General features: G+C 66.6%; 25 protein-coding genes and 2 tRNA genes. 9 read left to right on the forward strand and 18 right to left on the reverse strand.

The window, feature by feature from the left end:
- Positions 1-22: 22 nt before the first annotated feature.
- Together J7J08_RS09455 and J7J08_RS09460 are read left to right on the forward strand one after the other, a co-directional pair.
- Positions 23-301: a CD225/dispanin family protein gene (locus tag J7J08_RS09455; RefSeq protein ID WP_214904460.1), complete on the forward strand. Its 279-nt coding sequence runs from the start codon at positions 23-25 to the stop codon at positions 299-301.
- Positions 302-366: 65 nt separating this feature from the next.
- Positions 367-795 carry a DUF2752 domain-containing protein gene (locus tag J7J08_RS09460; RefSeq protein ID WP_214904462.1) on the forward strand — a complete coding sequence of 143 codons (429 nt, stop codon included), beginning with the start codon at positions 367-369 and terminating at the stop codon, positions 793-795.
- A 162-nt stretch (positions 796-957) separates the two neighbouring features.
- Here the strand turns inward: J7J08_RS09460 and ampE are convergent, their stop codons facing one another.
- From ampE to J7J08_RS09485, 5 genes are all read right to left on the reverse strand, one after another.
- A complete protein-coding gene (gene ampE, locus J7J08_RS09465; RefSeq protein WP_214904464.1) occupies positions 958-1,851 on the reverse strand; it encodes a regulatory signaling modulator protein AmpE in 894 nt (297 codons plus the stop codon).
- A gap of 113 nt (positions 1,852-1,964) precedes the next feature.
- Positions 1,965-2,870 carry an NAD(+) diphosphatase gene (gene nudC, locus J7J08_RS09470; RefSeq protein WP_214904466.1) on the reverse strand — a complete coding sequence of 302 codons (906 nt, stop codon included), beginning with the start codon at positions 2,868-2,870 and terminating at the stop codon, positions 1,965-1,967.
- Positions 2,871-2,933: 63 nt separating this feature from the next.
- Positions 2,934-3,329, reverse strand: coding sequence for an iron-sulfur cluster insertion protein ErpA (gene erpA / locus J7J08_RS09475; protein ID WP_214904468.1), 396 nt, complete (start codon positions 3,327-3,329; stop codon positions 2,934-2,936).
- A 46-nt stretch (positions 3,330-3,375) separates the two neighbouring features.
- Complete coding sequence (locus J7J08_RS09480; protein WP_214904470.1) at positions 3,376-3,840, reverse strand: polymer-forming cytoskeletal protein; 465 nt, start codon at positions 3,838-3,840, stop codon at positions 3,376-3,378.
- A 4-nt stretch (positions 3,841-3,844) separates the two neighbouring features.
- Entirely contained in the window at positions 3,845-4,597 is a 753-nt protein-coding gene (locus J7J08_RS09485) for a DUF6776 family protein (RefSeq protein ID WP_214904473.1), read from the reverse strand.
- A 158-nt stretch (positions 4,598-4,755) separates the two neighbouring features.
- Between J7J08_RS09485 and J7J08_RS09490 the strand changes: the two genes are divergently transcribed.
- From J7J08_RS09490 to J7J08_RS09500, 3 genes are read left to right on the forward strand one after another with little or no spacing between them, the layout of a single operon-like run.
- A complete protein-coding gene (locus J7J08_RS09490; RefSeq protein ID WP_214904476.1) occupies positions 4,756-5,379 on the forward strand; it encodes a DUF4126 domain-containing protein in 624 nt (207 codons plus the stop codon).
- Between the two features lie 24 nt (positions 5,380-5,403).
- Positions 5,404-7,278, forward strand: coding sequence for an EAL domain-containing response regulator (locus tag J7J08_RS09495; protein WP_214904477.1), 1,875 nt, complete (start codon positions 5,404-5,406; stop codon positions 7,276-7,278).
- Between the two features lie 38 nt (positions 7,279-7,316).
- Positions 7,317-9,521: an ATP-binding protein gene (locus J7J08_RS09500; RefSeq protein ID WP_214904622.1), complete on the forward strand. Its 2,205-nt coding sequence runs from the start codon at positions 7,317-7,319 to the stop codon at positions 9,519-9,521.
- A 1-nt stretch (position 9,522) separates the two neighbouring features.
- On the opposite strand, the gene bfr is transcribed toward J7J08_RS09500, so the two are convergent.
- The 4 genes from bfr to J7J08_RS09520 all read right to left on the reverse strand — a co-directional run bounded on the left by bfr (position 9,523) and on the right by J7J08_RS09520 (position 10,752).
- Complete coding sequence (bfr, locus tag J7J08_RS09505) at positions 9,523-9,993, reverse strand: bacterioferritin (RefSeq protein WP_214904479.1); 471 nt, start codon at positions 9,991-9,993, stop codon at positions 9,523-9,525.
- Between the two features lie 195 nt (positions 9,994-10,188).
- A complete protein-coding gene (locus J7J08_RS09510) occupies positions 10,189-10,395 on the reverse strand; it encodes a bacterioferritin-associated ferredoxin (RefSeq protein ID WP_214904481.1) in 207 nt (68 codons plus the stop codon).
- Positions 10,396-10,551: 156 nt separating this feature from the next.
- A tRNA-Gln gene (locus J7J08_RS09515) sits at positions 10,552-10,626 on the reverse strand.
- 49 nt (positions 10,627-10,675) lie between these two features.
- Positions 10,676-10,752 (reverse strand) — tRNA-Met (locus J7J08_RS09520).
- 121 nt (positions 10,753-10,873) lie between these two features.
- On the opposite strand from J7J08_RS09520, the gene J7J08_RS09525 reads away from it, so the two are divergent.
- A complete protein-coding gene (locus tag J7J08_RS09525) occupies positions 10,874-11,509 on the forward strand; it encodes an RNA pyrophosphohydrolase (protein WP_214904482.1) in 636 nt (211 codons plus the stop codon).
- Positions 11,510-11,609: 100 nt separating this feature from the next.
- On the opposite strand, the gene rpsI is transcribed toward J7J08_RS09525, so the two are convergent.
- Complete coding sequence (rpsI, locus tag J7J08_RS09530; protein ID WP_017354549.1) at positions 11,610-12,002, reverse strand: 30S ribosomal protein S9; 393 nt, start codon at positions 12,000-12,002, stop codon at positions 11,610-11,612.
- A 2-nt stretch (positions 12,003-12,004) separates the two neighbouring features.
- The gene (gene rplM, locus J7J08_RS09535) at positions 12,005-12,433 is read right to left on the reverse strand and encodes a 50S ribosomal protein L13 (protein WP_017354548.1); all 429 of its coding nucleotides are present in this window, start codon (positions 12,431-12,433) and stop codon (positions 12,005-12,007) included.
- Positions 12,434-12,615: 182 nt separating this feature from the next.
- Between rplM and coq7 the strand changes: the two genes are divergently transcribed.
- Complete coding sequence (gene coq7, locus J7J08_RS09540; protein ID WP_214904483.1) at positions 12,616-13,260, forward strand: 2-polyprenyl-3-methyl-6-methoxy-1,4-benzoquinone monooxygenase; 645 nt, start codon at positions 12,616-12,618, stop codon at positions 13,258-13,260.
- 85 nt (positions 13,261-13,345) lie between these two features.
- Here the strand turns inward: coq7 and sugE are convergent, their stop codons facing one another.
- Positions 13,346-13,663 carry a quaternary ammonium compound efflux SMR transporter SugE gene (sugE, locus tag J7J08_RS09545; RefSeq protein WP_214904484.1) on the reverse strand — a complete coding sequence of 106 codons (318 nt, stop codon included), beginning with the start codon at positions 13,661-13,663 and terminating at the stop codon, positions 13,346-13,348.
- 170 nt (positions 13,664-13,833) lie between these two features.
- Entirely contained in the window at positions 13,834-14,628 is a 795-nt protein-coding gene (gene speD, locus J7J08_RS09550; protein WP_017354544.1) for an adenosylmethionine decarboxylase, read from the reverse strand.
- Positions 14,629-14,799: 171 nt separating this feature from the next.
- Between speD and crp the strand changes: the two genes are divergently transcribed.
- On the forward strand, positions 14,800-15,465 hold the full coding sequence (crp, locus tag J7J08_RS09555) for a cAMP-activated global transcriptional regulator CRP (protein ID WP_214904486.1): 666 nt from the start codon (positions 14,800-14,802) through the stop codon (positions 15,463-15,465).
- A gap of 77 nt (positions 15,466-15,542) precedes the next feature.
- A complete protein-coding gene (locus tag J7J08_RS09560; protein WP_214904487.1) occupies positions 15,543-16,304 on the forward strand; it encodes a sulfite exporter TauE/SafE family protein in 762 nt (253 codons plus the stop codon).
- A gap of 36 nt (positions 16,305-16,340) precedes the next feature.
- On the opposite strand, the gene J7J08_RS09565 is transcribed toward J7J08_RS09560, so the two are convergent.
- From J7J08_RS09565 to trpE, 5 genes are all read right to left on the reverse strand, one after another.
- Entirely contained in the window at positions 16,341-17,057 is a 717-nt protein-coding gene (locus J7J08_RS09565; protein WP_214904488.1) for a haloacid dehalogenase-like hydrolase, read from the reverse strand.
- Complete coding sequence (trpC, locus tag J7J08_RS09570) at positions 17,054-17,857, reverse strand: indole-3-glycerol phosphate synthase TrpC (RefSeq protein ID WP_214904489.1); 804 nt, start codon at positions 17,855-17,857, stop codon at positions 17,054-17,056. The genes J7J08_RS09565 and trpC overlap by 4 nt, the downstream gene beginning before the upstream one ends.
- Before the next feature lie 64 nt (positions 17,858-17,921).
- Positions 17,922-18,959: an anthranilate phosphoribosyltransferase gene (gene trpD / locus J7J08_RS09575; RefSeq protein ID WP_214904491.1), complete on the reverse strand. Its 1,038-nt coding sequence runs from the start codon at positions 18,957-18,959 to the stop codon at positions 17,922-17,924.
- Positions 18,956-19,543 carry an aminodeoxychorismate/anthranilate synthase component II gene (locus J7J08_RS09580; protein WP_214904493.1) on the reverse strand — a complete coding sequence of 196 codons (588 nt, stop codon included), beginning with the start codon at positions 19,541-19,543 and terminating at the stop codon, positions 18,956-18,958. Before J7J08_RS09580 ends, trpD begins: the two co-directional genes overlap by 4 nt.
- Positions 19,544-19,612: 69 nt before the next feature.
- Complete coding sequence (gene trpE / locus J7J08_RS09585) at positions 19,613-21,088, reverse strand: anthranilate synthase component I (RefSeq protein WP_214904496.1); 1,476 nt, start codon at positions 21,086-21,088, stop codon at positions 19,613-19,615.
- Positions 21,089-21,127: the final 39 nt, after the last annotated feature.

A 21,127-nucleotide genomic window follows, 5' to 3' on the forward strand; every position in this document is an offset into this window, starting at 1 on the left:
CCCAGAAAATGGAGCTTCACCCATGAACGCCACTGCCCCACAAGTCCCCAACAACCTGGTCTGGGCCATCCTGACCACCCTGTTCTGCTGCCTGCCGGCCGGCATCGTGTCGATCGTGTATGCCGCACAGGTCAACGGCAAGCTGGCTGCAGGTGACATCGCCGGCGCACAGGAATCGTCGAACAACGCCAAGAAGTGGGCCATGTGGTCGGCCATCATCGGCGTCGTGGCCATCGTGCTTTACATCATCCTGGTCGTGGTGATGGGCATCGGCGGCGCGCTGGGTGGCGGCAACTACTGATCGCCCCCTTGGACGGCCCGGTTCGGCGCCCGCACGGGGTGCCCGGCTCGGGCCGTTCTGCCGACATGACGATGCCTTCCCGTTCCACCCTGTCGCGTTGGGCACCGCTGGCCATCAGTGCCGGGCTGGCCGTGGGCGCGACCGTGGTGCTGCGCCATGTCAGCCCGTATGCCGGCAACAGCCCATTGCCGGGCTGCCCGCTGTACGCATTGACCGGGTTGTACTGCCCCGGCTGTGGCAGCACGCGCTGCCTGTATTCGCTGGTGCATTTCGACTGGGCTGGCGCGATGGCGATGAATCCGCTGCTGGTGATTTCGCTGCCGTTCCTGCTGCTGATGCTGCTCAACAACGCGGGCCTGCGCATGCGCGCACTGGACCCGCTGATGCGGGTGCTGGCCAATCCCACCTTCTGGCTGGTGCTGCTGGTTGGCTACGCGGTGTTGCGCAACCTGCCTTGGTTTCCGTTTACCGCATTGGCGCCGAACGCGGCATAGACCGCCTGGGCCGGCCAGCGGCCGGCGGGTACGCGTCATCGCATGCGCGCTGCCGCCCCACGATCCGCTCCGCGCATCGTGGGCCCCATTGCTGTGCCCCCCACAACCCCCACCGCTTCGCGGTCGCCCCCGTACTCCGGGGGTTTTCCAAATGACACTGCGCTACGTCACCCAACCTGCGATCACGAGCAACGCCAGCGCCGCCATCCACAGCAGCAGCATGCGCCAGACCAGGCTCATTGCATCACGCAGCTCGGGCAGGCGGCGCCATACCGGCACCATGCCCGCATCGCTGTAATCGTGCGCGTCTTCGCGCAGCTCGGCGCTGACGCTGGCGCGTGCTACGGCGCCCAGGAAATCCGTGGAAGCCGCCCAACTATTGCCGTGCGCCTCGCGCCAGGCCTTGTACGCCGTATCGAAGTTGCCCACCAGCGCCATCGACAGCGACATCAGCTGGGCCACCGGCCATTCCAGCCAGGACAGCACCTGGCGCGCGCCGACCACGGTTTCCACGTCGGCCAGCGAGCGCATCGGTCCCACCGCCAGCAACGCGAGCAGGCGGTAAGCCAGCGCACCTACCGGGCCCAGCAGCAGGAACCAGAACAGCACTGCGAACCAGCGCCGCAACGCGTTGAGCACGGTGGCTACCACCAGCGAAGGCACGTCTTCCTGCAGGCTGCCGCCGGCCGATTGCAGCTGGTCGATGGCCGCATGCCGGGCGTGCGCGTCGTCCGCGTCGATCACCGCCTCGACGTCGCGGTCCAGGTCGCGCGGCCCCCAGCAGATCACCAGCGTGGCGATGCCCAACAGCAGCGACGGCAGGCCGAACAGGCGGTCATGCAGCGCCCATTGCAGCAGGGCCAGCACCAGCACGAACGGAACCACCGCCACCAGCCAGCCGTGGCGGCCGCGCCAGAAGCCGGTTTCGGCGGCGTGTGCGTCCAACCACTGCAGCCAACGCCGGTACCCGCCGAAGCGGCGCAGCGCCACGGCCGCGGCAGGCGCGACATGGCCCAGGGCCAGGGCAACCAGCACAGCGACCAGGGTGGTGAACATGACTGCCTCCGTTCGGTTTCTGGCCGCTACTATGCCTTGCGGCCCGGAAATTGCCCGGGCCACGGGTAATGTATGCCGCCCCGTGTTCAGGCAGCGGCAACGTGGTGCCTGGATCAGCTCACCTGGTTGCGGTACCAGTGCTCGATCAGGCTGCGTGAAATCGAGACCGGCGGCGACAGGCGGATGCCCACCCCGTCGTCCTCGAGGTCACGGGCCAGCGCAGCACCCACTTCCTCGGCGGTGAACCAGCGCGCATCTTCCAGCTCGCCGTCCACGGTGGGCACGTCGTCTTCGGCGGTGGCACTGAAGCCCAGCATGAGCGCGCCCGGGAACGGCCAGGGCTGGGTGCCGAGGTAGCGACACTGGCGCACCCGCACCCGGCTTTCCTCGAAGACTTCACGCACCACTGTCTGTTCCAGCGATTCGCCCGGCTCCACGAACCCGGCCAGCACCGAGTAACGGCGCGGGGCCCAGTTGGCCTGGCGGCCCAGCAGCAGGCGACCGTTGTTTTCCACCGCCACGATCACCGCCGGGTCCACGCGCGGGTAGTGCTCGGTGTTGCATTTGGCGCAGCGGCCGATGAACCCGCCACGGGTGAAAGCCACGGCACCGCCGCACACGCCGCAGAAGCGGGTGCGCGACTGCCAGTACGACATGCCGCGGGCATAGCAGAAAGCGCTGGCATCGGCAGCCGACCAGGTGGTGGCTGATTCGCGCAGGTCCACGCGCTGGGGGGCAGTGGCATCGATGGCAGCGGATTCAACCGAGAACCACGCCTGCTCGCCGCGCAGGCCAAGGAAGATGGCCGTGCCGGGGCCGCCTCCCACCTGGGCGCCGGTCAGCGCCAGCGGCTGGCCGTCGTCGCCGGCCAGCGCGCGGCCATCAGGATCCAGCACGAGCAGATGCGCCTGCGGCCACAGCCGCAACAACGCATCGGCGTCGTCACGCAGGGTATCGGCGCGTTCAAGGGGTTCGGTGGTGAATGCAAAACCGGCAAGCGGCAAGGAGAAATTGGACATCCCTGAAGCCTGCCGCTATTCAACCGGAACAGCAAGCGGCGCGGTTCGGCACCGCTGCGGCGATCACATGCTGAAACTGCTGCCGCAGCCGCAGGTGGTTTTCGCGTTCGGATTGCGGATCACGAACTGCGCGCCGGTCAGGCTTTCGGTGTAGTCCACTTCGGCGCCCATCAGGTACTGCAGGCTGAGCGGATCGACCAGCAGGGTCACGCCGTTGGTATCCACGGCCAGATCGTCCTCGGCACGGTTCTCGTCGAACTCGAAGCCGTACTGGAAACCGGAACAGCCACCGCCCTGGATGTAGACGCGCAGGGCCAGCGCATCACCGGCTTCGTCCTGGATCAGTTCCTTGACCTTGGCCGCAGCGGCCTCGGTGAAGTTCAGGGGACGGTCCAGCGACTGGTAATTCGGCGCAGCGGCGGGGGTGGGGGCGCCGGGCAGGGAAACTAGCGTGCTCATGTACCCAGCATGGGGGTGCATGGGCACGCTTTCAAGCACCGGCCGTTCAGGCCATCGCTTCGGCCAGCTTCCTGCGGGCGTTGCCGTCCTTGCCATCGTTCTGCGCGTCGCTGTCCTCGGACGGCGGCGGCAGGGCCATCTGGGCACCGCCATGGATCAGGCGTCCGGTCAGCTGGGCGCCGGCGTTCATTTCCACCACCTGGTAGTGGACATTGCCGGTAACGCGGGCGCTGGGGGTCAGTTCGACCCGCTCGCTGGCGTGCACGTCGCCATCCAGGCGGCCACTCACCACCACCACGTGGGCGCGGATCTCGCCTTCGATGCTGCCCTGCTCGGCCAGCGTAAGGGTGGCCATGGTGGCGCCGTCCTGGGCGATCACCTTGCCCAGGATGGTGCCTTCCACATACAGGCCACCGCTGAATTCCACGTCTCCCCGGATCACCACCTGCGCGCCGATCAGCGCGTCCACGACCAGATGCCCGTCGCGGTTGGATTTGTTGCTGCCAAACATGGGCTTACTCCCCTTCTTTTGCCGTTGCTGCAGCCGGTGCTCCGGCCTGCTTCCAGTCGAATACCTGGGTGGCGCCCCCTGCGCCGGTTCCCAGCGTGACCCGCACACGTTGCGGGGTGAAGTCCTTGGGCAACATGACGCTGCCGGTGAGCTGCTGGAAGTACCGGAAGGAATAATCCTGGCCCGGCACCTTGGTGCGCTGGTGCAGCTCGTCCCAGCTGACCGAGGTCAACTTGCCCTCCTTGACGCCTTCAACCGTAAACCGCATCTGGCCTTGGCTGATCGCGCCACGGTTGAGGTTCTGGGTCAGCACCACGGCGTACTGCCAGGTGCCCCCCGCTTCCGGCGAGAATTCAATGGAATGGGTGTTCAGGCCCTTGCGCTGGCTGGTGGATCCCACCAGGCGTTCGTAGAAGGCCACGTCGGCGCGAAGGCCGGCGATTTCCTCGTCGCGCTCGCCCAGCGAGGTCTGCACCTCATTGTTGGCTGCACGGCTGATCCGATCAGACGCCTGCAGGGTGGCCTGGGTCTGCTGCAGCTCCACCACCTGCTTCTGCAAGGTGTCGGCGCGTGCTTCCGCGGCGCCCAGCTGGCGGCCGGCGTCCCCGCCGGGGCCAGCGGTCCAGCGGCCCAGCAGCACGGCCAGGACCAGGCTGGCCAGCCAGAGGCCGGCCAGGATCAGCAGGCGGCGGCGATCGGGCGCCACCGGGGTACCGGGGCGGCGGATCTGGATGCGGGACGGTGTCGGGTTGTTCATGGCGATTACGGCGGCACCGCGGCTTGGGCGATACCGACACGACCCCTGTCGGGAAGAGCGACTTGTTAGTGTAAGTCAGGGTTGGCAGGGACAGTAGCGTTCACGGTCGTCATCCCCGATAGTGTGGGCCTGTGCACACTTTCGCCGGAGCGCCTGCCATGACCGAGGCCCACCTGTTCGTGATCGGCATACTGCTGGCCTGGCTGGCCGGCATCCGCGTGTACCTCACCGTGTTCGGGGTGGGCCTGGCGGGGCTGCTGGGCTGGGTGGAGCTGCCGCCGGCGCTGCAGGCCACCGAATCCTGGTGGGTGCTGGGTACCTCGGCTGCGCTTGCCATCACCGAATTCGTCGCCGACAAGATCCCCGGGGTGGACTCGGCCTGGGACCTGGTCCAGACCCTGGCCCGGGTACCGGCCGGTGCCTTCCTGGCCGCCGCCACGCTGTCGCCCAATGGCGAACTCAGCGCCACCGCGCTGGCCGCCGGTGCCGGCGTGGCACTGGCCAGCCATGGCCTGAAATCGGGCACCCGTGCCCTGCTCAATACCTCGCCGGAGCCCGCCAGCAACTGGGTGGCCTCGGCGGCTGAAGACACGGTGGTGGTGGGCGGCCTGGCGTTGGCGCTGGCGCACCCGTGGATGGCATTGATCGTCGTGGTGGCCTGCAGCCTGGTCGGCGCGCTGGTGGTCTGGCTGGTCTGGCGCACCCTGTGGAAGGGCATGCGCTGGCTGCTGCGGCAACCGGCGGGCAAGCCCGGGGCACTGGCCGACCGCGATGCCGCATAATCGCGCCGCAGACAGGGAGTACTGATGGCCGTCCAAGACAACGTTGTTGCATCCACCCGCGTCACCCGCGCCGAAACCCCGCCCGCCGATCATTGGCAGCGCTGGGCAAGTGCCAACGCGCCGGCCGTGGCGCCCGCGCCGAGCAATGTGGTGCAGCTCAACGCTGCCGCAGCCGCTGCCGTGTCCACCCCGCCGGTGCTGCCGCCGTCGCAGTGGCAGGACGATGCCAACCCACCGCCGCTGGGCAGCGAGGCGCCCTACCGCGTGCTGATCGTCGAGGATGACCGCTCGCAGGCCCTGTTCGCACAGAGCGTGCTGCATGGTGCCGGCATGGAAGCCATCGTGCACAGCGAGGCCGAAGGCGTGCAGCAGGTGATCAACCAACAACGCCCTGACCTGATCCTGATGGACCTGCACCTGCCGGGCCTGGACGGCATGCGCCTGACCGCACTGATCCGCCAGCAGCCGGGCCAGCAGTTGCTGCCCATCGTGTTCCTCAGCGGCGACCCGGACCCGGAGCGCCAGTTCGAAGTACTCGACAGCGGTGCCGACGATTTCCTGACCAAGCCGATCCGCCCGCGCCACCTGATTGCAGCGGTGTCCAACCGGATCCGCCGCGCCCGCGCGCAGGCCGCCCAGCAGCCGGGTGCGCAGGGTGCCCCGGCGATGAACAACCCGGAAACCGGCCTGCCCACCCGCCACCACGTGATGCAGCAGCTGAGCACCGCGCTGTCACAGGGTGCCCACGGCGGCCTGTTCTTCATTGAAGTGGCCAGTGCACTGGGCCTGCGCGAACGCTATGGCTATGCCGCGTTCGAACGGTTGATGGTGCAGGCCGCGCAGCGGCTGGCCGACAACGCGCATCCGCACCTGCTGGCGCGCCTGAACGACAACAGCTTCCTGGTCCTGGCCCGGGGCGTGGACGAGGAATCGCTGGATGCAATGGCGCACCAGCTGCGCGATGAGCTGTCCGCGCGCTCCTTCGTGATCCGCGATGAGGAATCGGTACACCTGCGTGGCGTGGTCGGCCATGCAAAGCTCTCCGGTGGCTTCGGCGATGCCGGCACCGCGCTGGAGGCGGTGGAGCGCACCACGCTGCAGGCGCGCCTGCTGCCATCTGGCGTAGCCGCACACGTGCGCCGCGAAGACGTTGCCGCGCAGGAACACCTGGCCATGCTCGAGGGCCAGCTCGAACCGGCCTACCAGCCCATCGTGGCCGTGGCCGGCGGCAACACCGCGCAGTACCAGGTGCTGTTGCGCCTGCGCCAGGCCGACGGCAGCGTGCTCAATGCCGGCCAGGTGATCCCCGCTGCGGAAGCGGCCGGGCGCATCGCCGACCTGGACCAGCAGGTCTTGGACCATGCGCTGGACCTGCTCGACCTGTACCGCCACGCCACCCCGCCGCTAAGCCTGTTCGTGTCACAGTCGCTGCGCACGCTGGCCCGCGACGCGTTCGCCGACTGGCTGCTGGAGACGCTGCAGCAGCGCCAGCTGCCCTGCAGCGCGCTGGTCATCGACGTACGCCTGCCCGACGCGTTGATCCACACCGTGACCCTGCAGCAGTTCTGTTCGCGCATGAGCGCGGCCGGCGTGCGCTTCTGCCTGAGCCAGTTCGAACCCAGCGGCGAAGCCAATGCCCTGCTTGGCCAGTTGCCGCTGGCGTTCGTGCGCATGGCCGCCCGCTTCTCCAGCAGCCATGCCAACCAGCAGACCCGCGATGAACTGCGCGGCGCGATCGATGCCGCGCACCGCGGCGGGGCGCTGATCATCGGCCAGCAGATCGAGGATCCCCAGGCCGCCGCAGCGATGTGGATGGGCGGGGTCGATTTCATCCAGGGCAACATGGTGCAGTCGGCCGGGAGCGAGTTGAACTTCGACTTCCACACCGCGGTGCTCTGACCATGACGGCCCAAGGACGGGTTCCCTTCTCGCTGTGGCTGGCCGCTATCGCGGCCGCATTGGCCGCCACCGCCAGCGGCATGGCCGCAGCCGGCGCCAATGGCCCTTGGCCGATCATCGCCGCCGGCACCGCGGCCGTGGGGGTGATGGCCGCGCTGGTCGGCGTGAGCCGCTGGCGTGAGCTGCAGGCGCAGCTGGCGCTGGCGCAGCGCCGCCACGACGCGCTGGCCGGTGAGCGTGACCACCTGCAGCGCGCCGTGCAGCAGCAGGACATGCTTGAACAGGAGCTGCTGCAGGCCAAGCAGGCGGCCGAGGCCGCCGCACTGGCCAAGGGCGAGTTCCTGGCCACCATGAGCCACGAGATCCGCACACCGCTCAACGGCATCCTGCCGATGCTGGACCTGATCGCGCGCGGCCAGCTCGGCAACGACCAGCGGCAGATGCTGCAGACCGCCACGGTCAGCTCGCAGCAATTGCTGCGCATCGTCGACGACATCCTCGACTACTCCCGTCTGGAGGCCAAGGGCCTGGACCTGGAGATCACCACGTTCAACCTGCGTGAGCTGCTGGAGGGCATCGTCCAGCTCATGCAGCGCAGTGCCGACGCCAAGGGCCTGGCGGTATCGCTGGAGCTGGACCCGGCCGTGCGGCTGTCGGTGCGCGGCGACCCGGTGCGGCTGCGCCAGGTGCTGGGCAACCTGATGGTGAACGCCATCAAGTTCACCGAGCGCGGCCAGATCCGCCTGCGCGTGACCCGCCAGGGCGAGACGGCCAGCCAGCACCAGCTTCGCTTTGAAGTGATCGACACCGGCATCGGCATCGACGGCAGCCTGCAGGCACGGCTGTTCCAGTCCTTCAGCCAGGCCGATGCCTCCACCACGCGCATCTACGGCGGCACCGGTCTGGGTCTGGCCATCTGCAAGCGCATCATCGACCTGATGCACGGCAACATCGGGGTGAGTTCCACCCCGCGCCACGGCGCCACCTTCTGGTTCGAAATTCCACTGCTGAAGGTGGCGGGCGATCTGCCGGCCGCACCCATCACCACGCGTGCGCTGCTGGTCAGCGAAGACCTGCTGCTGGTACAGCGCCTGCAGCGCGTGTTGCAGCATCACGACGTCCGCCTGCATACGGCGGACAGCGCCTCGGCCGCGCTGGACATCCTGCGCGCGCCGGTGCGCGCCGGGATCGAACCGGACCTGGCGTGGGTGATCGCCGACACACACGCACTGCGCCATGGCGCCACCGCGCTGCACCGCGCGGTGCTGCACGATGCCCGCACGCCCTCCCCGCGCCTGCTCTGGCTGCAGGGCGACGAGCCACTGGCCGCACTGCTGCACGAGAACACCCACGTGCTGCCGCGCGATGCCGGCGACGCCGAACTGCATGCGGTGCTGCGCCCGCCGGTGGTCAGCGCGCGTCCGCCGCCCCTGCTGGCCAGCGCGGCGCCCTGCAGCGGGCCGCTGGAGGCCCCGCAGCTGGGCCTGCGCCTGCTGCTGGTGGAAGACAACAGCGTCAACCTGCTGGTCGCCCAGCGCCTGCTGCAGGTGCTGGGCTGCACGGTCACCACCGCCACCGATGGCGAACAGGGCCTGCGGCAGCTGCAGACCCGTACCTTCGATCTGGTGCTGATGGATTGCCAGATGCCGGTACTGGATGGCTACAGCGCCACCCGCCGCTGGCGTGAGCAGGAAGCCGCACAGGGCCGCCCCCGTCTGCCGATCGTGGCGATGACCGCCAACGCGATGGCCGGCGACCGCGAGCACTGCCTGCAGGCGGGCATGGACGATTACCTGTCCAAGCCGGTCAACCGCGAATCGCTGCAGGCCTGCCTGCTGCGCTGGCAGTTCAAGATGGAAGACAACGCCGCCGACGACGGCGCGCCAGCAGTGCTCGACACCGGCGTGCTGGATGAGCTGCAGGAGGTGATCGGCGCGGAGACGGCCAACATCATCGCCGTGTTCCTGGAAGACACGCCGCCGCTGATCCGGCAACTGCAGGACGCCTCGGTTGCCGCCGACCTGGAAAAACTGCGTGCGCTGGCGCACAGCCTGAAATCGGCCAGCGCGAACGTGGGGGCGATGGCGCTGTCGGTGGCGGCCCGTCGGATCGAACACGATGCCCGCGCCGGCACGCTGGAGCGCCCGGCCGTGGCCGTGGCGCTGCTGATTGCCGAGTACGCGCGTGCGCGGTTGGCGCTGGCTGGCTACCAGGCCAGCGTGCGCGCCACCGCCGCGCGCTGAATCACTCTTCCAGCTTGGTGAGCAGGTAGTTCGGCTCGCCAATGCGCTCGATCAGCTCCAGCTGGGTTTCCAGCCAGTCGATGTGCTCTTCCTCGTTGTCGAGGATCTTCACGAACAGCTGGCGGCTGACGTAATCGCCGACCGAATCGGCGTAGGCCACCGCGTCACGCAGCGTGACGGTGCCCTCGCGCTCCAGTGCCAGATCGCACTGCAGGATCTCGGTGGGGTTTTCGCCAATACGCAGCTTGCCCAGCGCCTGGAAGTTCGGCAGGCCTTCAAGGAACAGGATGCGATCGGAGAGCACGTCAGCGTGCTTCATCTCCTCGATCGATTCCTTGTACTCATGTTCGGCCAGTTCCTTCAGACCCCAGTTCTTCAGCATCTTGGCATGCAGGAAGTACTGGTTGATCGCGGTCAGCTCGTTGTAGAGGACCTTGTTGAGGAATTCGATGACCTTGGCGTCGCCCTTCATGACCGTGCTCCTGCAGCGTGAAAACGCCGGCACTGTAGCGCGTCCCCGCAAACAATGAAGGAACGCGAATCATGCTCGCTATCGCCTTCCGGCGGGGTGCGCGTACAGGCGCGGAAACGATCCGTAGCAGCCAGCCCATGGCTGGATGACCTTAGCGGGGCCGGATGACCTTATCGGGGCTGGGGCAGGTTGCCGTCAGGCAACCTGGGCCAGACCCAGCACGGGTAGCGGCAGATCAACGGAACGGGCCTTCGCCAGCAGGTCCGCCGCCATGTCCAGGCAGGAACCGCAGGTGGCGCCGCAACCGGTGCGCATGGTCAGCTCGGACACGCTGGCGACACCGCTCTGGGCGGCTTCGCGGATCTGGTGGTCGGTTACCCCGTTACAGATGCAGACGTACACGTGCGGACTCGGCAGGCAGGCCCGGATCGGCCTGTGGCTATTCCAATCGAAACGAGAATGGTTGTCAATTTCGTAACTGAATCATTCTCGATACGGTTCAGCATGCCGCGCCAAAACAAAAAAAAGACCGATCTTTCGATCGGTCTTTTTCGTGTTTGGCTGCCCCGGATGGATTCGAACCACCGAATGCCTGAGTCAGAGTCAGGTGCCTTACCGCTTGGCGACGGGGCAAAATACGTGTGCAATTATCGCACTTTTTCACAAGGAATCCAAGCGAACTTGGTGGCTATGGGTGGACTCGAACCACCGACCCCAGCATTATGAGTGCTGTGCTCTAACCGGCTGAGCTACATAGCCCTGGTGAGCCGGCAATTCTGAGCATGTAAACGGAATCTGTCAACACCTTTTCACCGCGCTTGTGAGTGGGCACCGGGCGTGTCACAGTCCTGACCAGTAGATTTTTCTAGGAGTCCGCATCGTGATCGATCCGGACGGCTATCGACCGAACGTCGGCATCGTGCTGATGCGGCAGGACGGGCAGGTGTTCTGGGCACGACGTGTGCGCCGGGATGGCTGGCAGTTCCCGCAAGGTGGCATGAATACCGATGAGACGCCTGTCGAAGCCATGTATCGCGAGTTGCATGAAGAAACCGGATTGTTGCCAGAGCACGTAGAAGTGCTGGGTGCGACGCCGGGCTGGCTGCGCTATCGCCTGCCGGCCCGGGCCATCCGCCGCAATGAGAAGCAGGTCTGCATCGGCCAGAAGCAGGTCTGGTTCCTGCTGCGCCTGGCGGGCGACGAATCGCACGTCACCCTGGACCATACCGACAGCCCCGAGTTCGACCAGTGGCGCTGGGTGGATTTCTGGTACCCGGTGGAACACGTGGTGATGTTCAAGCGCGGCGTCTATGCACGGGCGCTGCGCCACCTGGCGCCGCTGGCGCGCGGCGTGGCCGGCACCGGAGTGGAATCCATGCCCAAATCGGCCCAGGAAGCGTGGATGCCCGGGCATGCGGCCGGGCACGACCGACCGCGCAAGCGCGCCCCCGCGCCCAAGCGCGGTGGTGGCTATTGGCCGCGCAGCAAGGCCAAGGGCGAACCGGGCGCGGTGTAAGCGCCTTCGCGTCCACTGAAACGACAAAAGCCCGGCCGAAGCCGGGCTTTTGCGTTCCTCCCAGCGGGATCCCGAAGGATCCCACGCCAGGCGCGATGGATCAGCGCTTGGAGAACTGGGTGGCGCGACGTGCCTTGTGCAGGCCGACCTTCTTACGCTCGACTTCACGGGCGTCACGGGTCATGAAGCCAGCCTTGCGCAGCTCGGACTTCAGGGTTTCGTCGTACTCGACCAGCGCGCGGGCAATGCCCAGGCGGATCGCACCGGCCTGGCCGGTGGTGCCGCCGCCAGCGGCGGTGACCATGATGTCGAACGATTCGGTGTTCTTGGTCAGCTCCAGCGGCTGGCGCACGATCATGCGTGCGGTCTCACGGCCAAAGAACTCGTCCAGCGGACGGCCATTGACGGTGATGTTGCCGGCGCCCTTGCGCAGGAACACGCGGGCGGTGGAGGACTTGCGGCGGCCGGTGCCGTAGTTTTGAGTGATAGCCATGATTAGATATCCAGAACCTGGGGCTGCTGAGCGGCGTGCGGGTGCTCGGAACCCGAGTACACCTTGAGCTTGCGGTACATGGCGCGGCCCAGCGGGCCCTTCGGCAGCATGCCCTTGACGGCGGTTTCGATGACGCGCTCCGGGTGGCGCTCCAGCGCCTGGGCCAGAGTTTCGGTCTTCAGGTTGCCGATGTAGCCAGTGAAGCGGTGGTACAGCTTGTCCTGCAGCTTGTTGCCGGTGACGGCAATCTTTTCTGCATTGATGACAACCAGGTAATCACCGGTATCAACGTGGGGGGTGTAGACCGGCTTGTGCTTGCCGCGCAGACGGCGGGCCAGCTCGGTGGACAGACGGCCCAGCGTCTTGCCGGAGGCGTCGACGAGATACCAGTCGCGCTGGACGGTCTCGGACTTTGCAGTGAAAGTGCTCATGGAAGAACTCAAGTAGGTCGGGCTCATTGCGGCCAGGAAGCGGCCGGAACTCTGCCACGCGTTGTGAAGAGGCGGGATTGTACCGGCCATCCTGCCCGGATGCAAATCCGCGGGCGGGCCGGGTTGGCAGGCCAGCGCCGGGGGGCGAGAATCGACATTCCCCCGCCGCGATGCCGAACCGCATGACCGCGTTCCGCCAGATCACCCCGCTCGACCACCTGCTGACCGAAGCGCAGCGCGCCCTGGACACGGTGTTCGGCAACCCGCCGGCCAGCCGGCCCTACCCGGCCGAGGCCACCCCGGACGCAGCACTGGACACCGCCCAGCGCCGCCACGCTGCCGGCCTGATGCGGATCAACCATGTCGGCGAGGTCTGTGCCCAGGGCCTGTACTTCGGCCAGGCCGCGGTGGCGCAGGAGCCGGAGACCCGGGCCCACCTGCTCGAAGCGGCCCAGGAGGAAACCGACCACCTGGCCTGGTGCGCCCGACGCCTGCGCGAGCTGGACAGCCGGCCCAGCCTGTTCAACCCGATCTGGTACGCCGGCAGCTACACGATAGGCACCCTGGCCGGCCTGCGCGGAGATGGCTGGAACCTGGGCTTCGTGGTGGAAACCGAGCGCCAGGTGGAAGCCCACCTGGACGAGCACCTGGACACCCTGCCGCCGACCGACCAGCGCAGCCGCGAGATCCTCAAGGTGATGAAGATCGACGAGGCCCGCCACGCCGAACACGCCGAGCACGCCGGCGCACGCAGGCTGCCCTTCCCGATCCCGGGCGTGATGGCCTTGGCCTCCAAGGCCATGAAGACCATCGCTTATCGGTTGTAACGCACACCGGTAGCGCCGGCCGTTGGCCGGCCCTGGGACCGCATCAACGTTCATGAGGGCCGGCCAACGGCCGGCGCTACCGGGATTACCCGGACACCAGTTTCAGGCCGATCACCCCCGCCACGATCAGGCCGATGCACGCCAACCGCGGCGCCGACGCGCTGTCGCCGAACAGGAAGATGCCCAGGATCGCCACGCCCAGGGCACCGATGCCGGTCCAGATCGCGTAGGCGGTGCCCACCGGGATGGACTTCATGGCTTGGCTCATCAGGTACAGGCTGACCAGTGCCGCGCCCACCGTGGCGAGCGTGGGCAGCGGCTTGCTGAAACCGTCCGAATATTTCATTCCGATCGCAAAGCCGATTTCAAACAGGCCGGCCAGCAGCAGGTAGATCCAGGGCATGGGGTTGCCTCCTAAACAAAAACAAAACGGCCCGGCGTCTTCACACCGGACCGTCATCGGTAGCGTGCCGTGGAACAATGATTCTGCGCAAATCAGATGTTCCACAGGGCGGGACGTCCCGCCTTGTGCAGCACCGCCCAGGCCAGGGCCCGGGCGGGTGTCGCAGGGTATTACTCGGACAGGTTGCGGCCGTGGAACAGCTCTTCGATCTCGCGCTTGAGCAGCGCTTCGATCTTCATGCGTTCCTTGAACGAGATGTTCTTGGCCTTTTCCTCGAACAGGTACTGGTCCAGGTCGAAGTCCTTCAGGTGCATCTTCGTGTGGAAGATGTTTTCCTGGTAGACGTTGACGTCGAACATCTCGTAACGCGACTTGATGTTCTTGGCCAGGAAGTTCTGGATCGAGTTGATCTTGTGATCGATGTAGTGCTTCTTACCCTTCACGTCACGGGTGAAGCCACGCACGCGGTAGTCCATGATCACGATGTCCGATTCCAGACTCTCGATCAGGTAGTTCAGCGCCTTCAGCGGCGAAATCACGCCACAGGTAGCCACATCGATGTCCGCGCGGAACGTGGCGATGCCTTCCTGCGGGTGGGTTTCAGGGTAGGTATGGACCGTGATGTGGCTCTTGTCCATGTGCGCTACCACGGCATCGGAGATCAACTCCTTGCCCGCCAGCTTCTTGTCGATCACCGGTTCTTCGGAGATCAGGATCGTCACCGAAGCACCCTGCGGATCGTAGTCCTGGCGCGCGACGTTGAGGATGTTGGCGCCGATGATCTCAGCGACATCGGTCAAGATCTGAGTCAGCCTATCGGCGTTGTACTCTTCATCGATGTATTCAATGTAACGCTGACGCTCCTCTTCGGTGCGGGCGTAACACACGTCATAGATGTTGAAGCTCAGCGCCTTGGTGAGGTTGTTGAAACCCTGCAACCTCAGGCGAGGCAACGGCTTGACCACGGCGGTCGATCCTGTGTGTGGTGGGAAAGGATCAATTATGGGGCAAAGTGATCGGGGGCGAAACTTGCATTGATACAAGTTGCTGTGTTGGGGTTTGCCCTTCACAACCCTGATCGTTAAGCTCGCGGCACATAGCCGTGAATTGTTCATGAGCAAAGGGAGCGCCTCAACGTGTCATCTGTGCGCCTTGCCACGAGTCCATTGGCCCTGGACATCGCCACCATTGACCGCTTTCTCGCCCACAGCCATCGACGCCGCTACCCGGCCCGCACGGATGTTTTCCGCCCCGGCGACCCCGCTGGAACCCTCTATTACGTGATCAGTGGCTCGGTTTCCATCATTGCCGAGGAAGAGGACGACCGCGAACTGGTCCTCGGCTACTTCGGCTCCGGGGAGTTCGTCGGCGAAATGGGCCTGTTCGTGGAAACCGACCGCCGCGAGGTCATCCTGCGCACCCGGACCCCCTGCGAGCTGGCCGAGATCAGCTATGAGCGGCTGCACCAGCTGTTCCTGGGCCCGCTGTCCACCGACGCGCCGCGGCTGCTGTACGCACTGGGCCAGCAGATCTCCAAGCGCCTGCTGGATACCAGCCGCAAGGCCAGCCGCCTGGCGTTCCTGGATGTCACCGACCGCATCGTGCGCACCCTGCACGACCTGGCCCGCGAACCGGAGGCCATGAGCCACCCGCAGGGCACCCAGCTGCGCGTGTCGCGCCAGGAGCTGGCCCGCCTGGTTGGCTGCTCGCGCGAAATGGCCGGCCGCGTGCTCAAGAAGCTGCAGAGCGATGGCCTGCTGCATGCCCGTGGGAAAACGGTGGTTCTCTACGGCACCCGGTGAATTCGGTTGCCGGCCAACGGCCGGCGCTGCCGTCGGGCATGACAGCGTCGTTCACGCATTGCCGTTAGGGTGACGGCATGGCACCTGGCAGCGAATTCTATTGGTTCATCCTGATCGGGCTTGGCGCGCAGCTGGTGGACGGCGCGTTGGGCATGGCCTTCGGGCTGGTCTCTTCTTCAGTGATGCTCAGCATGGGCCTGCCGCCGGCGGCGGTCAGCGCAAGCGTGCACACCGCAGAGGTGTTCACGACAGGCGCTTCGGGTGTTTCACATCTTGTGGCCGGCAATGTGGACAGGCGGCTGTTCCTGCGCCTGGCCCTGCCCGGCGCGATCGGCGGGATTCTGGGTGCCTATGTACTGACCCAGCTGCCGGGCGAGGCCGTCCGCCCTTTCATCTATGGCTACCTGCTGATCCTGGCGATCTTCATCCTGCTGCGCGCGGCCGGCCGGCTGGTGCCAAGGCAGGAAGTGAAGCGGGTGCCGGTGCTGGGTTTCTTCGCCGGGCTGCTGGACGCCAGCGGCGGTGGCGGCTGGGGTCCGGTGGCCACCGCCACCCTGCTGGCCCGTGGCGGGCAGGCCCGCACCACCATCGGCACGGTCAATGCAGCCGAGTTCGTGGTGACCCTGGCGGTGTCGATCACCTTCCTGCTTTCGATGGGCCTGCAGTACCTGAACATCGTGGCCGGCCTGTTGATCGGCGGCATGATGGCCGCGCCGCTGGCGGCGGTGCTGGTGAAGCGGGTCAAGGAACGCTGGGTGCTGGTGGCCGTGGGCGTGCTGGTACTGTCGATCAGCCTGTTCCAGATCAGCCGGGCCGTCCACGGGTGGCTGGGGGCGTGATGCCCTTCGTCTGCATCGCGTGGGCCGGCCGTGAGGTCAGGATTTCTCGCCGCCGCGGTCCACGCATCCCCAATTGAGGATCCGCGTTCCGGGCTTCAGCACCTGGCGGAAGAACGCCACCTTGGAATGCTTCGGATTCACCACTACCGGTGCCTTCGCCGCCAGCAGCAGCGGCAGGTCGGCGGTGCTGTCGGAATAAGCCACGTCGATGTCGCCATAGCCGCGCTCGCGCAGCATGCGCATCTTTTCTTCATTGTGGCAGTGGCGGGTGGCGCCGACCGCGCCGAAGCGCGGACCCACTTCACTGCCGATCACCGGCACGCCCTGGTGGGCGACGAAGGCAAGGATGGCGCGGGCCAGCTCCGGGGGGGCGCCGGTGGCCACCACTACGCGATCGCCCTGCGCGCGGTGCGCGGCGAACACCTCCAGCGCCTGCGGCAGCAGTTTGGCCCGCAGCTGCGCCTCGTGCGTGAGCACGTAGGCATCGATCACCCGGTTGAACTCGCGCGCACGGTGCAGGCCGAACGTAGCGATCCAGACATACACCGAAATACCGGCGCGGCGGGTCGGCAGCATGGCCGCCATCGGCCCGGCCACCGGCGTGACCAGCAGCGCGGCCAGCAGCCGCAGCGGGTTGCGCTTGATCAGCGAGGCGAACAGGTGGCTGCCGGAATCGCCGTCGTACAGGGTGTGGTCAAAGTCGAAGACCACCAGCGGCGCGTCGTCGCGCGGAGTCGGATAGATCACAGTCATGCGCTGAAGAATAGCTGACGCAGGCCCTCGCCGGGTTCTTCAACGCGCATGAACGCTTCGCCGACGAGGAACGCATGCACGCCGGCATTGCGCATCAGGCTGACGTCGTCGGCGCCCAGAATGCCGCTCTCGGTCACCAGCAGGCGGTCGCGCGGCACGGCCTGGCGCATCTCCAGGGTGGTCTGCAACGACACCTCGAAGGTACGCAGGTTGCGGTTGTTGATGCCGATCAGCGGCACCGGCACCTGGATGGCGCGTTCGAGCTCGTCGATGTCGTGCACTTCCACCAGCACGTCCATGCCCAGCTGCATGGCCAGGTCGGACAGCTCCGCCAGCTGGCGGTCTTCCAGCGCGGCCACGATCAGCAGGATGCAGTCGGCGCCCAGTACCCGCGCTTCATAGACCTGGTAGGCATCGATCACGAAGTCCTTGCGCAGTACCGGCAGCGTGCACGCCCCGCGCGCCTGTTCCAGGTAAGCATCGTCGCCCTGGAAGAAATCCACGTCGGTCAGCACCGACAGGCAGCTGGCGCCGCCGAATTCGTAGCTCACCGCAATATCGGCCGGGCGGAAGTCCGGGCGGATCACGCCCTTGGACGGGCTGGCCTTCTTGACTTCGGCAATCACCGCCGGGTCGCCGGCCGCGATCGAGGCGCGCAGCGCATCGGCAAAGCCGCGCACCGGCGGGGCGTCCGCCAGGCGGGCCTGCAGCGCTTCCAGGGGCACGCGGGCACGGCGCTCGGCCACTTCAACGGCCTTGCGGGCCAGGATGGTCTCGAGGATGTCGCTCTTGTCGCTCATGTTGTTCGGGGTCCTTCAGGCCGGCCATTATCGGCCAGCCGGGGGCAATGCGTGAAGGCGGGGCTCAGCCCGCGTGGCGGATGCGCTGGGTGGCGTCGACGTATTCCTGCATGCGCAGGCGGGCGCTGCCGTCGGCGATGACAGCGCGGGCCCGGACCAGGCCATCGGCGATGCTGTTGGCCACGCCCGCCACATACAGTGCCGCACCGGCATTGAGCGCCACGATATCCAGCGCCGGGCCGGGCTGGTTATCGAGCACGCCACGCAGCATCGCGATCGACTCTTCCGGCCCGCTCACCTTGAGGTTGCGGCTGGCCGACATGGCGATGCCGAAATCTTCCGGGTGGATCTCGTACTCGCGCACCTTGCCGTCGCGCAGCTCACCCACCAGGGTACCGGCGCCGAGCGAGATCTCATCCATGTTGTCGCGCCCCCACACCACCAGCGCGCGCTCGGCGCCCAGCTCGCGCAGCACGCGCGCCTGGATGCCGACCAGGTCCGGATGGAACACGCCCATCAGCACGTTGGTGGCACCGACCGGATTGGTCAGCGGGCCGAGGATGTTGAAGATGGTGCGTACGCCCATTTCGCGGCGCACCGGCGCCACGACCTTCATCGCCGGGTGGTGCATCGGCGCGAACATGAAGCCGATCCCGGTTTCACTGATCGCACGGGCTACCTCCTCCGGGCGCAGCTCGATGATCGCGCCCAGTGCTTCAACCGCATCGGCGCTGCCGGACTTGGAGGAGACGCTGCGGTTGCCGTGTTTGGCGACCTTCGCCCCCGCTGCGGCGACCACGAACATCGCGCAGGTGGAAATGTTGAAGGTATGCGAGCCATCGCCACCAGTACCGACGATGTCGATCAGGTGGGTCTTGTCTTCAACCGGCACCGCCAGCGCCAGCTCGCGCATGACCGTGGCCGCACCAGCGATCTCGCCCACGGTTTCCTTCTTGACCCGCAGGCCGGTGAGGATCGCGGCGGTCATCACCGGCGAGACATCACCGCGCATTACCTGGCGCATCAGGTCGACCATCTCGTCGAAGAAGATTTCGCGGTGCTCGATGGTGCGTTGCAGGGCTTCCTGGGGGGAGAAGGTCATGCGGGGGTCCTTTGCAGGAAATTCTTCAGCAGGGCGTGGCCGTGCTCGGTGAGGATCGATTCGGGATGGAACTGCACGCCTTCCACCGGATGCTCGCGGTGGCGCAGTCCCATGATCTCTTCAACTGTGCCGTCGGCGTTCTCGGTCCAGGCGGTCACTTCCAGGCAGTCGGGCAGCGTGGTTTTGTCCACCACCAGCGAATGGTAGCGGGTGGCCTGGTAGCGGTCCGGCAGGCCGGCGAACACGCCCTTGCCCAGGTGGCGGATGGGCGAGGTCTTGCCGTGCATGATGGTGCCGGCGCGGATGACATCACCGCCGTACACCTGGCCGATGCCCTGGTGGCCCAGGCACACGCCCAGGATCGGCGTGGTCGGGCCGAGCCGCCGGATCAGCTCCAGCGACACGCCCGCTTCGTTGGGCGTGCACGGGCCGGGCGAGATCACGATGCGCTCGGGGGCGAGCGCGGCGATCTCATCGACGCTCAACGCGTCGTTGCGCACCACCTTCACCTCCGCACCGAGCGTCTGCAGGTACTGCACGAGGTTGTAGGTGAAGCTGTCGTAGTTGTCGAGCATCAACAACATGGCAAATTCCTGGAATCAAGGATTCAATGCGGATCGGTAGCGCCGGCCGTTGGCCGGCAACCGGGTGAATTACAGGCCCTTGGCGGCCTGCGCGACGGCACGGAACAGCGCGCGACCCTTGTTCATGGTCTCGCCCCATTCCTTGCCAGGATCCGAGTCATAGACGATGCCGGCGCCAGCCTGCACGTGCAGGCGGCCGTCCTTGATCACCGCCGTGCGGATTGCAATTGCAGTGTCTGCGTCGCCATGCCAGCCGATGTAGCCGATGCTGCCGGCGTAGACATTCCGCTTGATCGGCTCCAGTTCGCGGATCACTTCCAGCGCGCGGATCTTCGGTGCGCCGCTGACCGTGCCGGCCGGGAACGTGGCGCGCAGTACGTCGGCGTAACTCAGACCCGGCTGCAACTGGCCGGTCACTTCGCTGACGATGTGCATGACGTGGCTGTAGCGTTCGATCACGAACTGTTCGCCCACTTCGACCGTGCCGGCCTTGGAAACGCGGCCCGCATCGTTGCGGCCCAGGTCGATCAGCATCAGGTGCTCGGCGCGTTCCTTGGGATCGGCCAGCAGTTCGGCTTCCAGCGCGTTGTCTTCTTCCACCGTGGCACCACGCGGGCGGGTGCCGGCGATTGGGCGCACGGTCACTTCGCCATCCTGCAGACGTACCAGGATCTCCGGCGAGGAGCCGACCACCTGCACGTCGCCGGTATCGAGGAAGTACATGTACGGCGAGGGATTCAGCGCTCGAAGGGCGCGGTACACATCCACCGGGCGTGCCTTGAACGGCACGCTCAGGCGCTGGCTGAGCACCACCTGGAAGATGTCACCGGCGCGGATGTATTCCTTGGACTTGTCGACCGCGGCGATGAAGCCTTCGCGGGTGAAGCCGGACACGAAGTCGTTTTCGTCCAGCACGTCGCGGGTGATCGGCGCCGGGTAACCCGCGCCGGGGGCGCGCAGTTTGGTGACCAGGCCGTCCAGCCGCGCCTTCGCCTCGTCCCATGCGCCGGGCTGGCCCGGGTCGGCATGCACGATCAGGTACAGGCGGCCCTTGAGGTTGTCGAACACCGCCAGCTCTTCGGAATGCAGCAGCAGGATGTCGGGAGTACCGAGTTCGTCGCGGCCGCGCGGCGGGGCCAGGCGCGGTTCGATGTAGCCAATGCACTCGAACCCGAACCAGCCCACCAGGCCACCGGTGAAGCCCGGCAGGCCGGCCAGCTTGGGCACCGAGTGGGCGCTGCGCAGCGCCTCGACCTCGGTGAACGGGTCGGCGACCTCACGGGTTTCCACCACCTGCCCGGACTCGCTCACGGTCAGGGTGTGGCCGTGGAACGCGTACACGCGCCGGGCCGGCAGGCCGATGATGGAATAGCGCCCGAAGCGTTCGCCGCCTTCGACCGATTCGAACAGGTAGGTATGCGGGCCGTCGGCGAGCTTCAGATACACCGAAAGCGGCGTGTCCAGGTCGGACAGCACTTCACGGACGACGGGGATGCGGGTGTGGCCTTCAGCGGCCTGCTGCTGGAACTGCTCGAACGTGATCAAGACGACTTTCCTTCCGGGAAACGGCGGTGGCGGGACGGA

This window comes from Stenotrophomonas sp. ISL-67 (genome assembly GCF_018612915.1).
In the GTDB taxonomy this organism is placed as follows: Bacteria; Pseudomonadota; Gammaproteobacteria; order Xanthomonadales; family Xanthomonadaceae; genus Stenotrophomonas.

Excerpts from the sequence above, each read along its gene's own strand:
- J7J08_RS09455 (WP_214904460.1), top strand. The coding sequence starts at position 23 with ATGAACGCCACTGCCCCACAAGTCCCCAACAACCTGGTCTGGGCCATC.
- J7J08_RS09460 (WP_214904462.1), top strand. The coding sequence starts at position 367 with ATGACGATGCCTTCCCGTTCCACCCTGTCGCGTTGGGCACCGCTGGCC.
- ampE (WP_214904464.1), bottom strand. The coding sequence starts at position 1,851 with ATGTTCACCACCCTGGTCGCTGTGCTGGTTGCCCTGGCCCTGGGCCAT.
- nudC (WP_214904466.1), bottom strand. The coding sequence starts at position 2,870 with ATGTCCAATTTCTCCTTGCCGCTTGCCGGTTTTGCATTCACCACCGAA.
- erpA (WP_214904468.1), bottom strand. The coding sequence starts at position 3,329 with ATGAGCACGCTAGTTTCCCTGCCCGGCGCCCCCACCCCCGCCGCTGCG.
- J7J08_RS09480 (WP_214904470.1), bottom strand. The coding sequence starts at position 3,840 with ATGTTTGGCAGCAACAAATCCAACCGCGACGGGCATCTGGTCGTGGAC.
- J7J08_RS09485 (WP_214904473.1), bottom strand. The coding sequence starts at position 4,597 with ATGAACAACCCGACACCGTCCCGCATCCAGATCCGCCGCCCCGGTACC.
- J7J08_RS09490 (WP_214904476.1), top strand. The coding sequence starts at position 4,756 with ATGACCGAGGCCCACCTGTTCGTGATCGGCATACTGCTGGCCTGGCTG.
- J7J08_RS09495 (WP_214904477.1), top strand. The coding sequence starts at position 5,404 with ATGGCCGTCCAAGACAACGTTGTTGCATCCACCCGCGTCACCCGCGCC.
- bfr (WP_214904479.1), bottom strand. The coding sequence starts at position 9,993 with ATGAAGGGCGACGCCAAGGTCATCGAATTCCTCAACAAGGTCCTCTAC.
- rpsI (WP_017354549.1), bottom strand. The coding sequence starts at position 12,002 with ATGGCTATCACTCAAAACTACGGCACCGGCCGCCGCAAGTCCTCCACC.
- rplM (WP_017354548.1), bottom strand. The coding sequence starts at position 12,433 with ATGAGCACTTTCACTGCAAAGTCCGAGACCGTCCAGCGCGACTGGTAT.
- coq7 (WP_214904483.1), top strand. The coding sequence starts at position 12,616 with ATGACCGCGTTCCGCCAGATCACCCCGCTCGACCACCTGCTGACCGAA.
- sugE (WP_214904484.1), bottom strand. The coding sequence starts at position 13,663 with ATGCCCTGGATCTACCTGCTGCTGGCCGGCCTGTTTGAAATCGGCTTT.
- J7J08_RS09560 (WP_214904487.1), top strand. The coding sequence starts at position 15,543 with ATGGCACCTGGCAGCGAATTCTATTGGTTCATCCTGATCGGGCTTGGC.
- J7J08_RS09565 (WP_214904488.1), bottom strand. The coding sequence starts at position 17,057 with ATGACTGTGATCTATCCGACTCCGCGCGACGACGCGCCGCTGGTGGTC.
- trpC (WP_214904489.1), bottom strand. The coding sequence starts at position 17,857 with ATGAGCGACAAGAGCGACATCCTCGAGACCATCCTGGCCCGCAAGGCC.
- trpD (WP_214904491.1), bottom strand. The coding sequence starts at position 18,959 with ATGACCTTCTCCCCCCAGGAAGCCCTGCAACGCACCATCGAGCACCGC.
- J7J08_RS09580 (WP_214904493.1), bottom strand. The coding sequence starts at position 19,543 with ATGTTGTTGATGCTCGACAACTACGACAGCTTCACCTACAACCTCGTG.